Raw genomic sequence first — 16687 nt, 5'->3', positions numbered from 1 at the left:
TCGGGAAAGTTGCCACCCGGCGGGGGTTTAAACCCCCGCCTAACAGAATCAAGTCGGTTGAAACCGACTGAAAACACCACGGGATAAGACTTGCAGTCGGTTTTTAACCGACTTTAGCTATGAGGCGGGGGTTTAAACCCCCGCCGGTGTTGAGAATGGTGCAAGATCTCAGTTTCAACCGATTTAAGGTTACAACCCCCGTCGGGTGTTGCCACTTGTCCTGAATGGGCCATTATTTTAAGCCCAGAACTTTGATTTTATCCTTTTTGCCTTGGAGGGCTTTTAACTTGCGACGGTGACGAGATTTGCCGTTCATGAGGTTTTTGAGGAAACTTTGGAATCCATCAACGTAGGTAAATAAGACGGGGACGACGATTAAAGTTAAGAGGGTGGAGGTGGAGAATCCGCCAATGACTGCGATCGCCATTGGAGAACGGACTTCGCCTCCTGCACCAATTTCTAGGGCGATCGGCATCATTCCGGCGATCGTGGAAAGGGCAGTCATGAAAATCGGTCGTAATCGGGAGACTCCGGCTTCTATAATCGCTGGAACTTGTCGCATTCCATTTTGTTGATTGGCGAGGGTACAATCGACTAACAGGATGGCGTTTTTGGTGACTAATCCCATCAGCATGACAATCCCAATTAAGGCAAATAGTCCTAATTCCTTTTGGGTCACCATCAGTCCGAGAAGTGCGCCCCCAATCGAGAGGGGGAGGGCTGCCATAATCGTGACGGGATGTAAAAAATTGTTATACAACAACACTAAAATGGCAAAAATCGAGAGGACAGCTAGTCCTAATGCACCCAGGAAGCGCCCGAAAATTTCTTGCATAATTTTGGCATCTCCGGAGGATTGTTGTTCCACTCCGGGAGGGAGTGTCATCCCCGGTAGCGCTTCCACTTGTGCGAGAGCATCGCCGAGGGAAACCCCTTGTAAATTGGCTTCAATGGAGACTTGACGGGCGCGATCGAAGCGATCGATTTGGGCGGGACCACTACCCAGAACGATATCAGCAACCGCAGATAAGGGAACTAAGCGCCCGGATTGACTGGGAATTTCCAGATTACCGATCGCCTTGAGGTCATTACGATAGCTTTCCGATAACCAGACTCGGATGGGAATTTGGCGATCGCTTAGGTCAAATTTCGCCAAATTTGCCTCATTATCCCCGAGAGTTGCTAGAGATGCCGTCCGGGCGATCGCCTGGACGGATACCCCCAAATCCGCTGCCCGTTGGGGGTCCGGTTTAATCAAAATCTCCGGTTTCACCACCGATGCACTGGAGGACACCTCGACCAATCCGGGGAGTTCGCGCATTTGTCGTTCTAAAGTATCCGCCGCCTCTTGCAAAGCCACGGGATTTTCACTTTTTAGCACGATTGATAAATCTTTGTTACTTCCCCCCGCACCAGCAGACTGGAAACTAATCCTTGCACCAGGAATTTTGGTAAATTCTTCGCGCATTTGTTTCTCAAAAACTTGTTGAGAAACCTCTCGTTCCTCTTTGGGCAACAAATTGACATACAATGTTGCTGTATTCAAGTCTCGGGATGCACCCCCACTCCCCACGGTTGCCAACACACTTTCCACTGCCGGATGTTTTTGTAACAGGGAGATCGTGCGTTGGGCTGTGCGATCGGTCTCCCGTAGAGTAGAACCCGGAGGAAGTTCTACATTGACCGTACTCAACCCCGTATCTCCACTATTAAACAAGCCTGTGGGAATATACGGGACTAACTGTAAACTGCCAATAAAGAAAGCAAACGCAATCATCAACGTAATCACCCGATGTTTCAGCGACCAAGTGAGAGCGGTGCGATAGGGCGTGATTTTTCGACGGGGGGAGTTGGGCATTTCCTCCGATGCCGTTCCCATTGGATGTTTCTTACTTCTGCGTTTTTGGCTGGAAGAGTGCTTATCTTTGAGCAAATAGGCGCTTAACATCGGCGTTATTGTGGTTGCCACCAAGGTTGAAAACATAGTGGAAACCGAAACCGTCACCCCAAACGGCTGGAAGAACTGACCGGGAATTCCTCCCATAAATGCCACGGGCAAAAAGACCGCCACAATGGTTGCAGTGGTTGCTAACACCGCCAACCCAATTTCTTGAGCCGCATCCATTGCAGCTTGATAGGGTTTTTTCCCCATTTTTAAATGTTGGTCGATATTTTCAATCATACAGATTGCATCATCGACTAAATTTCCCACGGCCAGAGATAGCGCCAGCAACGTCATTCCATTCAGGGTATAGTCCAGCAGTCCCATAACCATAAAGGTGGGAATAATGGACAGGGGTAACGCAGCCGCCGTAATCAACGTGGCCCGCCAATCCCATAAGAATAAACCCACCACACCAACTGTTAGCAAACAGCCCATCACCAAGGCATCAATTGAGGCTTGGTAGGACTCACGAATCTCATTAGCGCGGGTAAAAATCAGTTCAAACTCGATATCATCCGGTAGGGTTTTTTGCAGTTCCTGGATGCTTTGGCGGACCCCTTCCTCTACGGTAACCAGGGTACTGCCGGTACTCCGCAACACAGAAAAGGCAACGACGGGGGTGGCAATTTCTCCTGAGTTGGTGGCTGGGGGTTGAGAATTGGCACTCTCTTGTCCAGACCAAAATCGGGCGCTTTGTTGGGGTTCGGCGAATCCATCAATGACGTTAGCGACACTTTCTAGGGGAACCGCTTCCCCGGAAGGGAGAACAATGCGGTTTTGTCGCAACGCTTCGACGGTTTGAGCCGATCCTAGGGTGCGAATGGTGTTTTCACTGCCGCCGACTTGGGAACGACCCCCGGGAAGGTTGATATTTAAACTGCGAATTTGGTCATTGATTTGGGTGGCGGTAATCCCCAAAGCTTTGATGCGAACGGGGTCGAGTTCGATGAGGATTTCGCGGTCCACGCCCCCAATTCGATTGATTTGAGCCACTCCTGGAACGGCAAGGATAGCGCGCGCAATGGGGCGATCGACTAAATCGCTTAATTCTTCCACATTCCGGCGATCGGACCGCAGGGCGTAGGTGAGAATGGGTCCCCCGGCAAAGTCAAGGCGGCTGACGATCGGGTCGTTAATATCTGCGGGTAAGTCTTGGCGAATTTGGGAGATGGCATTGCGAACATCGTTGGTGGCGCGATCGCTATCGGTTCCCAAGATGAAGTTAATGATGGTTGTAGATATCCCATCGGTGACGGTGGAGTTCAGTTCGTCAATATTCCCTAACCCAGCAACCGCATCTTCAACTTTTCGGGTCACCTGGGTTTCGAGTTCTGTCGGTCCTGCACCCGTTTGGGTGACGGTAATACTCACGATGGGAATATCAATGTTGGGATTTTCATCAATACCCAACTGACCAAAGCTCATCCAGCCCACCACTGTCAAAATTAGAAACATGACTAAGGTGGGAACCGGGCTTTTGATAGACCAAGTGGAGATGTGAAAAGACATGAGGGAATCTAGGGTGTAGTTGGAGGATGAGGAAGATTGGAGGAGATTGGGTTCATGTTTGTAGTAACGACTTCAGTCGTTTCCGCAGGAGTTGGCATTAGCCTACTCCTGCCCCTTTGGAAGCTTAAGCTCCAGTCCCTAAACAGGCATTTAAGCCGCTCATGGTGCCTGTCAGGGCGTTCGCCCTGACACCCTTGGCAACGACTGAAGTCGTTACTACAAACAGAAGGGCCATCTCCTGAGCTAAAGCTCAACCTGGGGAGTCGGAGTGAAGTCCTCACCAATGCGAATCCGATCGCCATCTTTGAGATAGGCAGCACCCTCCACTACCACGCGATCGCCTAGGGATAGACCACTTTTAATTTCCACTCGGGTGCTACTCAGGTCCGAAGGGGAACCGTCCGCCACCTCACCCATTTCTACTGGCTGTGCCTGCACCATATCTTCCCCAACTAAGCGATAGACGATCGCCGAACCATTGGCTTGCGGTAACACCGCTTTCCCGGGAATCGTAATCGCTTGAGCTGCACTGGTGGTAATCCCAGCCCTTAAAAACATCCCGGGTCTCAAAATTGAATCCGAGGGCAAACTGACTTTAACCGTTGCCTGACGGCTTTCTTCATCCACCAAGGGAGCAATTTCTCGCACAGTCCCTGCTACCTTAATCCGGCTATCCGCATCGGAGGTAACCTGAACAGGTGCACCAATTTGGATCTGGGATAATTGAGTTTCGGGAATTTTGACCTGGAGTTCGAGTTGACCATTAGCAATAATCGAAAACAGTTGTTTCGTATTACTGGTCACATCCCCAACTCGGGCCACTCTTTCTGCGATAATCCCCGCTTTTGGTGCGCGGACTACGGTGCGTTCTTGTTGGGTTTCCACCTGTTGCGCCCGGGCTTGGGTACTGCGGAGGCTGGCGGAGGAACTGTTGGCATTAGCGCGGGCGCTGTCGAGTTGCGATCGCGCGATTTGGACATTGGCAATGGCGCTTTCCAGTCGGGCTTGAGCGCTGTTGACGTTGGATTCAGCACTTTTGACCCGCGCGTTGGCGATGTCGATGTTGGAGTTGGCGCTGACCACTCGGGACCTCATGCTGGCAATATTGGCCTCACTGCTGGCAATCCGGGCTTGGGCACTTCTAATATTGGCTTCGGCGACGCGCACCCGTTCTCGGGCGTTTTCAGCGGCAGTGCTGCGGGTTTCCAGTTCTTGGGTGGAAACGGCCCCGGCTTCGGCTAATTGTTGATAGCGATCGCGTTCTCGTTCGGCTTGGGCGAGTTCGGCTTGGGCTTGGGCAAGACTAGCGCGGGTTTGTTCGAGTGCCGCTTCAGCTTCAGCTTTGGCAGCCACTGCCTGGTCAACCTCGGATTGAGCTTCGTCTATGCCCGCCGTGACCTGTCCTGCCCCAGCTTCCACTTCGGCTTGGGTTGCTTTGGCTGTGGCAACAGCGGCTTCGGCTTCCGATTGGGTGGCGAGGGCTTGGGAGACGGCGGCTTCGGCGATGGCGATCGCCGCTTGGCGGTCCGCTACGGTGGACCTAGCTGAGTCGATTTGAGCCTCGGCTTCGGTAATTTGCGATCGCTCTACGGCATCATCGAGAATGGCCAAAACCTGCCCTGCCTCCACCACATCTCCCTCATCCACTAAGACTTGTTTAATTTGCAAGCCAGATGCTTGGGGCAGTACGGGCAGAAGGTCGTAGGCTTGGACGGTCCCGGTGGCGTCTAGGGACCTTTCTACTCGGGCGCTTTCTGCGATCGCCACGGTGACGGTTTGATTAGCAACGGGTTGGGCATTGGGCGCTTCTGCCGCCACTCCCGAAGAATTCGCCGCAGTTTCCTCCTGGGGTCGATTCAACAGGTGCATTCCCCCGACGGCGATCGCCGCCCCAATCCCTATCCCCACCATCAGTTTTTTCCAGTCGCTCGTTCTTGGGGGGGTGGCAAGGCGAGTTGTGCCAGGGGCGGACTCCTCTGAATCCTCCGAATCCTCTACCGTCTCCAATTTAAGACCCGACTCTTGTGGCAGCCTCCGTGAGTCTTGAATATCTGGGTTTTCCATTGTGTCCTCAGTCTCCGCTTGTGAGAAAGCCCCTTTCCTCATTTTCCCCCCAAGTCTTTAGCGTAATAATTTTAAGCGTTTGCAAAGAAACATTGCAATTTGTTTCGTTTCTTAAATTTTAATAGAATTTGTTCTGTTTAGGGAAGTCATTTTGACGCCCACTCTCTATTTTCTTTCCCACCCTATTGCAGATTATCTATCCGTAATTTTAAATACAGTAAAACCGGGCAGAATTCAGAAGCAATTTCGTATTCAACCGATGATAAGGATGTTAGAGATTTAAACCCCTGGGTCGGATGATCATCCGTTGGACCTTCAATCATAGACCTACTTGGAACCGGGCCGAAAAACCTAGGGCACAAAGGGATTGAGAGAAGCCTCATTTCGGCCAGAGTGGATCCCAATCCTTCCGGGCCGAGATTGGGCCGAGTCAGATGCCTGGAACTCAACAGGCAGCCAAAACCCAGGTAACGTTTGATGACAAGATAGATAAAGATGGGGTAAACAAAAAAGAAGAACCATCTGTAACTCCTGCAAACCCGGGAAAATAGAACTCTGCAAAGCGCGAGTACCAACTATGCTCAATACCACTGAAATACTGATCGACAACTTTGTGCAAAAGCTGAGGGAAGGCTACCACCGAACCTACGGAGGATATAAACCGGACTACGAGGATATTATTGCCTGGGCGGGGAGCATGGCGCTCGAAAATATTGCCAACAGTGACGCCCTGTACCACAATGTCGAACACACCATTTTAGTGACCTTGGTGGGGCAGGAGATCATGAGAGGCAAGCATATCCGGGAAGGGGGTGTGTCTTGTGAAGGTTGGCTTCATTTCATTATTTCCCTAGTCTGTCATGATATTGGCTATGTCAAGGGCGTGTGCCGACAGGACAACAATGGATGGTATGCCACGGGACAAAATGGAGAAATGATTCAGCTTAAACCGGGGTCAAGCGATGCGGGACTGACGCCGTATCACGTCGATCGCGCCAAACTCTTTATTGACGAACGGTTTGGCGGTCATAAACTGATTGATGCCGAAGAAATCAAGTACAATATCGAACTCACCCGGTTTCCAGTCCCGAAAGCCGAGGATCATCAAGATACGATTAACTATCCCGGGATGGTGCGGGCGGCCGATTTAATCGGGCAACTGAGCGATCCGCGCTATTTGAAGAAAATCGGGGCTTTGTTCTATGAATTTGAAGAAACCGGCACCAATGCAGTGCTCGGTTATAAGCATCCTGGCGATTTACGGAAGAACTATCCCAAGTTTTATTGGAATGGGGTTTTTCCCTACGTCAAAGATGCCTTAGAATATCTGACGCTCACCCAGCAAGGAAAACAAGTGGTTGCCAATCTCTACTCTAATGTTTTTGTGGTCGAACATGAGAGCGCCCAAGAGCAGCCAGAGTAAAGGGTAATTAGGTGAAACTGCGACAGAACAACTTCTGTGACAAGCATTGCAGTTGCGGAGGGGTTGAGCCTGGATAAGGGGGCGATCGCGTGATGGAATGAGGCGGATTCTCCCCGAGGTTTCGCCTCATCCCCTTAAAATAATGAGGCAAGATGTCTAGTGAAAGCCCCTATCGATTGATGAAACAAGTCTTTTCACCCTTCCAACAGTTTTTACTGACTTGGCTGCTCATGTTAGCGGTGGGTTGGGCTACCCTGAGTGCGCTGAGTTATGTCGGGGAAGCAGTCGGGATTCTGATTACTGCCGGGTTGATTGCCTTTTTGCTCAACTATGCCGTGAGTCGATTGCAACACTTTCTACCCCGTGGGATTGCGGCGGTTGGGGTCTATTTGCTGGCGGGTTTACTCGTGCTGGTGGTGGGATTGACGGTGGTGCCCCCTGTGTTTAATCAGGGTCGGCAATTAATTGACAACTTTCCTAACTTAGTCAAGTCGGCACAGGACCAACTCGCTGGATTTCAAACTTGGAGTGAGCAACGCAATTTGCCCTTTGATGTGGGGCTGGTGGAGCAACAGATCGGGGAACGGATGCAGGGACAGGTGCAGGCGATCGCCTCCCGAGGGTTTGGGTTAGTCGTGGGAACGGTAAGCTGGTTCTTAGATGGCGTCCTGATTCTGGTCATCTCGTTTTATATGCTCGTGGATGGGGACCGTTTGTGGCGGACCCTCACCTGGATTTTCGCCCCTAATATTCGGGAGCAACTCACCGCGTCTTTGCAGCGAAATCTTCAAAAATTTGTCTCTGGACAATTGCTGTTGGGGTTATTTATGGCAGTCACCCTGACTCCGGCATTTTGGGCATTACGGGTCCCGTTTTTCCTCTTATTTGCCGTATTTATTGGCATCATGGAAGTGATTCCCTTTGTGGGGGCGACCCTGGGAATTGGTGCGGTGTGCCTGATTGTGGCGTTTATTGATTGGTGGTTGGCCCTGCAAGTTTTAGCGGTGGCGATCGCTTTGCAACAGGTCAAGGATAATATTATGGCCCCTCGGATTATGGGCAGTCTCACGGGATTATCCCCGGTGATTATTTTTACCTCCCTGTTGTTAGGCGCGAAAGTTGGAGGATTTTTAGGGATAATCTTGGCAATTCCTCTGACTGGGGTGATCAAAAGTGTTGTAGAAATTGCGATCGACCCCACCCTACCCCCGCAAACTGGGAGTTTCTTCAACAATATCCTTAGTCCGAAACCCCCGCAAGCGTTACCGGCAGAATCTGGGATTTCTGGGGGCGATCGCCTCCCCAATTCCCCAAAAATGTAACTCTGTTACCGTTGCACACTCCGAGGGTCAAGGGCATCTCGTAACCCATCCCCCAGGAGATTAAACGCCAATACGGTCAAAATAATTAACAGCGCCGGGGGCCAAACTAACCAAGGTTGTAACACCAAAATTGAGGCATTCGTAGACAGGGAGAGCATATTCCCCCAGGACGGATCCGGCTGCTGAATTCCTAACCCAATCAGACTCAACACCGATTCAGCGACAATAAACCCCGGAATCGACAGGGTTGCCGCAATAATCGTATAGGTAGCCGTCTGGGGGATGACGTGCCGGAGAATAATATAGAGCGGTTTTGCTCCCATTGCTTTAGCTGACTGGACAAATTCGCGCTCTTTAATGGACAAAACTTGACCTCGAATCACCCGCGCCAGTCCGGACCAACTGACGAAGGAGGTAATCACCACAATTAAGATAAACCGTTGGGCACTGCTGATTCCAGCCGGTAAAATTAGGGTGAGGGTGACCAAGAGATAAATGCTGGGAATGGTCATCAAAACTTCGACGAGGCGCATTAAAATACTATCCAATGCGCCCCCAAAATACCCCGAAATTCCCCCCACAATCAGCCCCAAGGGAAAGGAAATTGAAATCCCGACTAAGCCAATAAATAAGCTGATTCTCGCCCCCAGGACCAGGCGGCTGAATTGATCCCGCGCTTGATCGTCTGTCCCCAGGAGGTTTAAGGGTGCAGGTCCCGTGGTGCCAAACAGATGAATGTCTCCGGGAATTAATCCAAAGAGTTTATAGGCGGATCCTTTGACAAAGAGTCCCAGGCGGGAAGGTTGCTCAAAATCAACGAGCAATTCGCGATCGCCTGTCTCTAAATCGATCGCCCCTTGGGTGGTGGGATAAACATGGGGACCAATAAAGGCCCCGGTGGTTTGATTCCGCCAGTAAATCTGCGTCGGGGGCAACAGCGCCCCATTCGCCTGGGAAATATAGGCATCATAAGGGGCGACAAATTCTGCTGCGATCGCCGTTAAGTAAAATATCAATAACAAAATAGCTCCTAACCGAGCCAAGGGATTCTTTTTTAACTTTTTCCACCAGTTCATCGTATTTCTTAGGTTTTTACGGTTTAAAGCATCGAAAATAATAGACTGAAGGGAGCATCAGCACGGGCGATCAGGGCCGAGATTGCTTGCCTGTGATCCTCAACAGTGGCGAAATCTATTCTCCCCCTCAATCATCCACTGCCCATAAAATTAGCAGAAAAATGACAAATAACCCCACCTGTAAAGGCAAGCGGATCGACCCTACCAAAAGGATGGGGATACTCACTAACAATGAAGTCAGCAACCAAGCCAGGTAACTGACCACCAACATGACAATTACAGACATAATGACAATTTAAGGGAAATAATCTAGCGGGCTATCGGATTTGGGCATTCGTTAACATAGAAATCAGCAATATCGATTCACATAATTCTTGGCACATTGAAGACTTAGGGCGTCCTCGGTACAGTAGCGGTTAGAAACCGGGTTTTTTGACCCCATCTTCGTCTGCTTTGTCACAAAGAAAGGTAAAGAAACCCCGGTTCTTGTCCTAATCTCTCTAATCCCTACGCAGAAGCCCTAGAGAACAGCAATCTGAATTCCTCAATTAGGCAAGAGGCTCCTAAAACTATGTTAACAAATGGCATCAATCCCTGGAAATGTACCGGCGCGATCGCCTTAACCGTTGCGTTCAATGTCCTTCCCGCTTTCGCCAACTCAGCCAATTTTGAACCGTTAATTTTATCCCGGGGATTTCAACCCAGTAGTGGAGTCGTCTCGGGTTTTACAGGGGGTTCGATTTCGCTTCCTGCGGTCACCACGGTGCGCGATCGCCAGAACCAACTCTGTCTCGGATTCGGAGATCCGACTCCGGATCATATCATGGAATTACGCACTAACTTTCCACGATTAACCGTAGAACTAAACAGTCGAGGGGTGGATACCACGTTAATTATCCGAGGTCCTGATAATACCTTTCGTTGTGGAGATAATACCGAGTTAAGTCGGGATGCCCGAGTCACAGATACAGACTGGCCCCAAGGGACCTATCAGATTTGGGTAGGGACCAAAGAAATGGGAGTTCGCCGCCGCTATCGCCTTTCCGTTCGCGAATAAGGGACGAGTACAGCCCCTGACTGGAAGATCCCCTCGAAAATATGCGAAATCTCTGACATTGGTCCTATGTCATGGGTTGGTTGTTGATGACAAACCACAAACGACAAACCACAAATTCAACCTCCTTCGGATCCAGGGTCAATCAGTCGGATCTGTCGAAGCACGGTACAATAGAAGATGGTCTATTTGCCGAGAGTGCTAACGAAGCGTGCTAAATACCCTTGTAGCTGACTTCCAAATTATTTTTGAGCGTGACCCAGCAGCACGCAACTGGCTAGAAGTTTTGTTTTGCTATCCAGGTTTGCAAGCGCTGCTGTTTCACCGTGTCGCCCACTGGTTACACCAAGTCGGCATTCCCTTCATTCCTCGCCTGATTTCTCATCTGGGTCGCTTTTTCACCGGGATTGAAATTCACCCCGGCGCGGCGATCGGCAGGGGAGTTTTCATCGATCATGGCATGGGAGTGGTGATTGGCGAAACTGCGATCGTCGGCGATTATAGCTTGATTTATCAAGGGGTCACCCTCGGTGGTACCGGGAAAGAATCCGGCAAGCGTCACCCCACCCTTGGGGAAAATGTTGTCGTAGGTGCCGGTGCCAAGGTACTCGGCAACATCCTGATTGGCAATAATGTCCGCATTGGGGCCGGTTCTGTGGTGCTGCGGGATGTTCCTTCAGATTGTACGGTAGTCGGCGTTCCCGGTCGAATTCTCTATCGTTCCGGGGTGCGAGTCAACCCCTTGGAACATGGTCAATTGCCTGATTCCGAAGCATCAGCGATTCGCAGTTTACTCGATCGCATTGAAGCTCTCGAACAGCAAGTTCAAGATATGAAACCCCAGAAACCTTCTTTTGTGTTCGTCGGTGGACGCTCTGAAGAATTCTCTTTAGAGCAACTCCCGCCGAATTGTAACCTTAATAATAAAGCGATTCAGGAGTTTCTGGATGGGTCAGGTATTTGACCCCCTGTAAATCTCTGAAAACTGATTCAAGATTACGCTATGACTCATCAACGCCCGCTTCGGCGGGCTCTTTTTATGGAGCACAAACCGGCACCCTGTTCTAAGAGCGTTCCGCTAGGAAAGGGCTCAAGCTACACAAACAAAGCCCGCGCAGGCGGGCTAGAATACCTCAGTTTTGGGTTTTAATCGGGAAGCAGTGACAAAGGCGACGGTCCCGCCAATCAGTCCCCAAACCAGCCAGAAACCCCGAGGATATCCTTTGCCTGTGGCAACTCGTGCCGCGAGAATTCCCATGATACAATGCGCGACTGCTAAGAAGTATAAAATCGGTAAATTCGCTTGGATAGTTTGCAACAAGGCGATCGCCCTCTCATGCTTGACGACAATTGGAGTTTAAGGATAACTTCAGATTCCATGCCAGTCCGGTTTGCACCAATGGCGACTCAATCCGTAAGTATCGGTGTGGTTTATCCTATCAACTTTCTGCACTTCAGACAATCTGCATTCCCACCTTTCAACCTGTTTTACCAGAGGAATGGGGGAGGCGACTGCCGAGGAGATTCGGTGCAGTCGCCGCTATTGCATCGGAGGTTACTCAGCAGTGGTGGATTTTAGGACGCGATCGAGAATAGCCCGCGCTTCTTCCGCTTGCTCTCTCGCTGCTTGATAGCGCTGATTGGCTTGGGCAAAGGTTTTCAGGGTTTTAAACCCTTCTTTGAGATTAGCAATTTCCTCTTCCGTAACCGGGCGATCCTGAAAGAGAATATCAATTTGCTCACGCACTTTCAGCGCCTCCGCATGGGACCTATCCACTTTTTCCTTGAGGGTGACCAAACTACTGAGAATTTGCACCGCTTCTGTGAGTGCATCATCGGTATTTTCATCTAAGCCTTCAGGTTCTTTCACTTCAATAAATTCATCGGGACTAAATCCTTCAGAGAGCTTGTTAGAGAGTTTAGTAGGCAATTTCCCCTCATCCATCATTTCAAGGAGTTGATCCATTGCTTTGTCCCGGGCTTTTGATGAATCTCTGCCGGAAACGGTCAAGATAATTTCCGGGGATTGGGCGATCGTGTACTGAACCATAGTTTTAAGCAGAAACGGTTAGGGATATGGTGATAAAAGACGTGCGACGCCGGGGCAAAACCAGAAAGTCTCCGGTCCTAATTCGAGGGCGATCGCCAGAAAACCAACCAATGAGGCCCCGGAGAGAAGGGGCAAAATTCAAGCTAAATTTACCCCGATTATCCCTCTCATTGTCGGCAACAATTGTTGGGTTTTCTATCTTTATTTTCTCATATTTACGCATTCCCGTTCCATTTTTGTTATATTTTTTAAAATATCTCCAAGGTTTCAGACCGACCCTCCAACCCTCTCATTAAAATGCTCACCCTAGTCTGGATCCATTGCCATCTCATCGGATTATACTTAATCCCCTCAATTCATTAGCCCCATCGGTTATAACCCTGTGACCAAAGGCCCAAAGGGAAAAAGGAATTTGGGCATCAATGAAAACTCATAGAGCTTTTTTAAGCGACCATAACCATCAAATTGGTGTTGTTTATTGGCCCCAATCCACATCCTTGTTAAACCCGCTTGAGTGTAAGGTTAGTATCTTTACCCATCGCATTTTGAAGAGAGGGTATTTCCCTTCCGCAGATCCTCTAGCGGAGCCAACTTTTAAATCGGTCGATTACTTCAACTAGACCCAATTAAAACCGTTTTTATGGAAAATTAAAGGTTTAAAGGAACTTTAACAGACTGGCTATTTGTTTTCACCTCTCTGAACCAGATATGCTTTAACAATATAATTTAGCTGAAATGCTGGCTCGTTCATCGCCACTTTTTCGACTAAACACCGTCTATTTAAAGATTGTATAATTTGCCAGAATTGACTCTGAGGAACCCCCAGATTAGCATAGTTTTGGGAAATTGCGATCGGCTCATCTTGAATCCCTAACCACTGAACCACCTTTTTTTCTAATTCGGATAACCGCTCTAACTGAGACTCTAATGTTGCTTCTATATCACCTAAAAATAAATCCTTTTCTTGAATTAAATGAGCCGCCCTGCCGTCAAATAACTCTATAATTGTTGCAGAGATAATATTTAACCAACCCGGATGACCTTGATATACCTTGATTAATTCATCGCAGATTGACTCATCTTGCAACTTTTTTTGTCGCAAAATTTCTTTAGCCGATGCTCCTAATCCTTCAATTTTCAACGATTTGGTGGATTGACTTTCCTTTTCTAAAGTCTCGATGTCTCCGGGTTTTTCCCAACTACTTAAAATCAAACAACTTTGATGAGACGAGGTAGCTACTTGCTGAAAAAAATTACGATAGTCTTTATATTCTGTTAAATAATGACCTGCTAAATGACCCGGTTTAAAAAGATGCTGCACGTCATCCAGGACTACTAAACAACGATATAAACGAAAATAATCAATAATTTCTGGTAAGGAACTGGTTGAAGATTCAGCCAAAAAATGCGTCAGGTGATCTTTCAGCTTCACCAGTTTAGGCAAAGGCTCAAGACTCCGATAAATAATATAATCGAATTTTGTCTTAATTTCTGAGATTAACTTAAGAATCAAAGCAGTTTTCCCTATTCCACTTAAGCCATAAATTGTAATTAACCGAGCCTGATCATTGACCATCCATGATTTCAGGGTAGAAATTTCTGCATCACGTCCGTAATCATAGTTTAATTCTGGGACGGTGGTTAGATCCACTATCGGAAATTTATTTTCGTCTTTGTTAGAGGGCAATCGCTTTTCTGTATCCTCTAAAATCTGGGGATTCCCCCTACAAATATTTACATGACTATTACTAATATTATTACTGTTAATCTGTGGAGAGTTAAAAAAACTGTAAATAGCAGATCCCGATTTATTTTCTAAAATCGCCCGCACATTGCTTTGTTCAATAGCTTCATCAAACACACCAGAGAGAAGTTTCCATAGTTTTGCTCCCTCTTTTTTTACATGATCATAGCTATATCCATTCTGTTCGGCAATTTTCTGAAAATTTTTGTGCTGTAAAACACTTTCTAATATATCTTTTTGTAAAGAAGTAAGGTGTTTGCCTGTTTCGGCAAATACCTGGTCATCAGTCCATTTTGACAATTCTTGAAGGTCCATAGATGTTCTGTGTCCTCATTTACGTTGTTTTGGCACTAAAACCCACTATTTGCCACTAAAATTTCAAGTTTGCAAACAAAGAAGAAGTTTATGCACTAAATCCTACTATATCACACTAAACCTCGTCAGTCCAACTTTCCCACTAAATGCCACCCCCAATCTCAACCAGATCAATTAAAATCTTGTTAGCGAATTCTTGAGAATCAGTCTTATGAGAACACAAACCTTAGAACACCCGGCAAGTTCGGTGCCTTTCACTCTCAATTTTGTTGAGAAAATCAACCCAGCATTGTACGATCAAGCGATTCAGGATTCACAGATTCTCAAAGAATCCTATGATCCGGAAACTCAAACGTCGAATACTCCTATTTCTGCTGCTGGTACTTCCTTGACCTATGATGATACTTCTTTCGGTGGAAAAAAAGATTCAAGGCAGAGTGATACTTAAGGCATCATGTAAAAATAAGTTGTGCAATTTTTATCTGGAATTGTCTCGGAATGGCTCTTCCAGGTAAAAATTGTTCAGGTTATTCTTACGTGACTCCTAAGACAGTGGCATGAGTTAAAAACCAAGGGGTTTCTGTATCAAACAACAGCAATTATCCGGTACGGTAGAATGCGGAGGAAGCCTTCTATCGTATCCCTTTGATGTGTGAGGGATTTTCAGTAGAAAAAGCCTGATGTGAGCCATCAATATCAGTTGATCGCCAGACCTAGGTTATTTTCCAAAAATCATGTGAGAAATTAAAAATGCTCTTAATTTTTACGAACAAGCAGGATGTCCACAGCGATGAAGTGATTAGATCTCTATATAAAAAAGGTATTGAAGTTTTTCGGTTAAACTCAGAAGATTTGCTCAGAAAATACAAGATAAATCTTCATATCGATTCCAATGGTTTATGGACTGGACAGATTACTGACGAACTTGGGAGAATCTTAAACTTAGATCGACTAAAAGTAGCCTGGTTGAGAAAACCTGACTTTGATTTTTTTGGTAAGATTGCTGAATCGCCGGAAGAACAGTTTATCGCCTCAGAAACAAAATCTTTTATCAATTTACTATATTCTCTACCTAGCATACGATGGATAAACGATCCATTTATTGCCAACAAAGCAAAAGTTAAATTTCAACAACTTTTACTTGCCAATAAATACGGGGTCAAAATCCCGCAAACTCTGATAACAACGCAGCCAGAAACAGCCAAAGATTTTTTTATAGAGTGCGGAGAGGAGGTTTTAGTTAAAACAATTTATACTGGAAATATAACAATTGACGGTATCAATCAAGGTATTCTCTCAAAAAAGATTGGTAAAGATGATTTTTATCAATTCTATAAAACTATTTTTTTATCACCAACTCAATTGCAAGAATATGTGGAAAAAGCTTTTGAATTAAGGATTACCGTTATTGGGGAAAAGGTATTTGCCGTTAAAATTGATTCACAAGCTCATGAAGAAACAAAAGTTGATTGGCGACTCCATACTCAAATGAATCCCCATTCTATCTTTGAACTACCGGCAAAAATAGAAAAATTCTGCATTGAATTTTTGAAAGAACAAAAACTGTTATATGGAGCGATGGATTTTATTGTAACTCCTAACAATGAATATGTATTTTTAGAAAATAATCCTTTTGGTCAATACCTTTGGCTAGAAATAGAAACAAAAATACCCTTAACTGAAGCGATGTGTGATTTGTTAATCAGCTATCTTAATGCTTAATTGCTTTTGGGTTACTGTTGTAGCGTATCATTATCTCATATTATGACAAATCTCAGGGTTAAGGGTGATTTTTTCAGGAATGAAATTTTCCAGGATAACCATTTTTAAACACCTAAAAGCGATCGCCCCCAAATTTCCTTCTGACCCAATCAATCAGCCATAGCCACTGAAACCCTTACCGAACATCAGGAACTGATTAGCCAATCAACTCGATGACAGCCGGTTTCTGATGCCGATACTCCAACACAGATTGAGGCTGGGCCCGTTTTCCGTGACCAATGCAGCGATCGCGGGCCATCATTACCAAGTCCTAGGTCCGTTTCCAGCCCTCTCCAACCCAGGTGAACTCGTCGGTTCCGCCCCTGACCCTTGGAACAGTTCAGAGGCTGGTTGACTGACAAAACTTAGTCAGGCGGATACTTGTAAGTATGTATTTTGAACTCAATACGGTAGGTACGGTCGT

General features: G+C 47.2%; 13 protein-coding genes. 6 read left to right on the top strand and 7 right to left on the bottom strand.

What is annotated here, in order from left to right:
- Positions 1-232: 232 nt before the first annotated feature.
- The gene (locus tag NG795_RS12830) at positions 233-3454 is read right to left on the bottom strand and encodes an efflux RND transporter permease subunit (protein ID WP_367289057.1); all 3222 of its coding nucleotides are present in this window, start codon (positions 3452-3454) and stop codon (positions 233-235) included.
- Positions 3455-3697: 243 nt separating this feature from the next.
- Positions 3698-5518: an efflux RND transporter periplasmic adaptor subunit gene (locus NG795_RS12825; protein ID WP_367289056.1), complete on the bottom strand. Its 1821-nt coding sequence runs from the start codon at positions 5516-5518 to the stop codon at positions 3698-3700.
- A gap of 577 nt (positions 5519-6095) precedes the next feature.
- Here NG795_RS12825 and NG795_RS12820 point away from each other — a divergent pair.
- Together NG795_RS12820 and NG795_RS12815 are read left to right on the top strand one after the other, a co-directional pair.
- Positions 6096-6941, top strand: a complete 846-nt coding sequence (locus NG795_RS12820; protein ID WP_367289055.1) for an Npun_R2479 family HD domain-containing metalloprotein — start codon at positions 6096-6098, stop codon at positions 6939-6941.
- A gap of 179 nt (positions 6942-7120) precedes the next feature.
- The gene (locus NG795_RS12815; RefSeq protein ID WP_367289221.1) at positions 7121-8263 is read left to right on the top strand and encodes an AI-2E family transporter; all 1143 of its coding nucleotides are present in this window, start codon (positions 7121-7123) and stop codon (positions 8261-8263) included.
- A gap of 5 nt (positions 8264-8268) precedes the next feature.
- Here NG795_RS12815 and NG795_RS12810 read toward each other — a convergent pair whose 3' ends face one another.
- Positions 8269-9339: an ABC transporter permease gene (locus NG795_RS12810; protein WP_367289054.1), complete on the bottom strand. Its 1071-nt coding sequence runs from the start codon at positions 9337-9339 to the stop codon at positions 8269-8271.
- 127 nt (positions 9340-9466) lie between these two features.
- Complete coding sequence (locus NG795_RS12805) at positions 9467-9625, bottom strand: hypothetical protein (protein WP_367289053.1); 159 nt, start codon at positions 9623-9625, stop codon at positions 9467-9469.
- A gap of 285 nt (positions 9626-9910) precedes the next feature.
- Between NG795_RS12805 and NG795_RS12800 the strand changes: the two genes are divergently transcribed.
- Positions 9911-10396, top strand: coding sequence for a hypothetical protein (locus NG795_RS12800; RefSeq protein WP_367289052.1), 486 nt, complete (start codon positions 9911-9913; stop codon positions 10394-10396).
- Between the two features lie 208 nt (positions 10397-10604).
- The gene (gene cysE / locus NG795_RS12795; RefSeq protein WP_367289051.1) at positions 10605-11357 is read left to right on the top strand and encodes a serine O-acetyltransferase; all 753 of its coding nucleotides are present in this window, start codon (positions 10605-10607) and stop codon (positions 11355-11357) included.
- 159 nt (positions 11358-11516) lie between these two features.
- Here cysE and NG795_RS12790 read toward each other — a convergent pair whose 3' ends face one another.
- From NG795_RS12790 to NG795_RS12780, 3 genes are all read right to left on the bottom strand, one after another.
- Positions 11517-11714, bottom strand: coding sequence for a hypothetical protein (locus NG795_RS12790; protein WP_367289050.1), 198 nt, complete (start codon positions 11712-11714; stop codon positions 11517-11519).
- 234 nt (positions 11715-11948) lie between these two features.
- Positions 11949-12443: a hypothetical protein gene (locus tag NG795_RS12785; RefSeq protein WP_367289049.1), complete on the bottom strand. Its 495-nt coding sequence runs from the start codon at positions 12441-12443 to the stop codon at positions 11949-11951.
- Positions 12444-13122: 679 nt separating this feature from the next.
- Positions 13123-14502 (bottom strand): helix-turn-helix domain-containing protein, encoded by a 1380-nt coding sequence (locus tag NG795_RS12780; RefSeq protein WP_367289048.1) that lies wholly within the window; start codon positions 14500-14502, stop codon positions 13123-13125.
- A gap of 211 nt (positions 14503-14713) precedes the next feature.
- Between NG795_RS12780 and NG795_RS12775 the strand changes: the two genes are divergently transcribed.
- Positions 14714-14950: a hypothetical protein gene (locus NG795_RS12775; protein WP_367289047.1), complete on the top strand. Its 237-nt coding sequence runs from the start codon at positions 14714-14716 to the stop codon at positions 14948-14950.
- Between the two features lie 302 nt (positions 14951-15252).
- Positions 15253-16224 (top strand): MvdC/MvdD family ATP grasp protein, encoded by a 972-nt coding sequence (locus tag NG795_RS12770; protein WP_367289046.1) that lies wholly within the window; start codon positions 15253-15255, stop codon positions 16222-16224.
- The last annotated feature ends 463 nt before the right edge of the window (positions 16225-16687 follow it).

This window comes from Laspinema palackyanum D2c (assembly GCF_025370875.1).
In the GTDB taxonomy this organism is placed as follows: domain Bacteria; phylum Cyanobacteriota; class Cyanobacteriia; order Cyanobacteriales; family Laspinemataceae; genus Laspinema; species Laspinema palackyanum.
The sequence above is the reverse complement of the archived record's forward strand: the minus strand, read 5'-3'. Positions and strand labels throughout refer to the sequence as shown.